Raw genomic sequence first — 1,259 nt, forward strand, 5'->3', positions numbered from 1 at the left:
CCGCAGCGGTATCCACGGCACCACCCGCCACGGCACCACCCCCACCACCCGCGGACCCAGGAGGCAGCACCCGACCCCAATCCACCCCCACACCCCGCACAAACACCTCACCCAACGACACCAACAACCGCCCCGCACCACCCTCACCCCGCCGCAACGACCCCACCACCACACCCTCAACACCCACACCCTCCACCACCTCCACCACACCCGCACCCAACACCGGATGCGGACTCACCTCCACAAACACCCCAAAACCATCACCCACCAACCCCTCCACCACACCCGCGAACTCCACCCGCTCCCGCACATTCGAAAACCAATACCCCGCACCCAACTCCGACCCCGCCACCACACCCCCCGTCACCGACGAATAAAACGGCACCCGCCCCTCCCGCGGACACACCCCCGACAACGCCCCCACCAACCGCCCCCGCAACCCCTCCACCTGCCCACTATGCGACGCCACCGTCGTATCCACCACCCGCGCCCGCACACCCTCACCCACCAACCGCGACACCAACCCCTCCAACGCCCCCACCCCACCCGACACCGCACACGACGACGGACCATTCACCGCCGCCACCACCAACTCCCCACCCAACCCCCACCGCACGATCCGCTCTTCCACCTCACCCGCACCCAACCCCACCGCCGCAATCGCACCCCGCCCCACCAACTCCTCACCGAACACCCGCGACCGCTCCACCACCGCCACCACCGCATCCGACAACGACAACACCCCCGCCACATACGCCGCCGCGATCTCCCCCTGCGAATGCCCCACCACCGCCGACGGCACCACACCCGCCGCCTCCCACACCGCCGCCAACCCCACCATCACCGCAAACACCACCGGCTGCAGCACCTCGATCCGATCCAACCCCGGCGCACCCTCCTCACCCCGAAACACCGCCCACGGATCCCACTCCACCCGCCCCGCGATCTCCGCGAAACACTCCGCCAACACCCCCCGAAACACCGGCGACTCCGCCGCCAACTCCACCCCCATCCCCACCCACTGCGACCCCTGACCCGGAAACACGAACACCACACCACCCCGCCGCCCCGCCGCAGCGTGCCCGCACACCACCCCCGCACCCGGCTCACCCGCCGCCACCGCATCCAACCCCGCCACCAACCCCGCCGTATCCGAGCCCACCACCACCGCACGGTCCTCCCACACCGACCGCGACCCCACCAGATCCCGGCCCACACCCACCGCCGAGACCCCCTCCACACCCGCACCCCGCACCCCG

1 protein-coding gene is annotated in these 1,259 nt (G+C 70.6%); it reads right to left on the bottom strand.

All coding sequences use genetic code 11. The features are described 5' to 3' along the window. Positions 1 to 1,240: acyltransferase domain-containing protein (locus ACYVD5_RS27965; protein WP_461004166.1), on the bottom strand; the 1,240-nt coding region annotated here is incomplete at its 3' end. Between the last annotated feature and the right edge of the window lie 19 nt (positions 1,241 to 1,259).

Source organism: Streptomonospora sediminis, assembly GCF_054778995.1.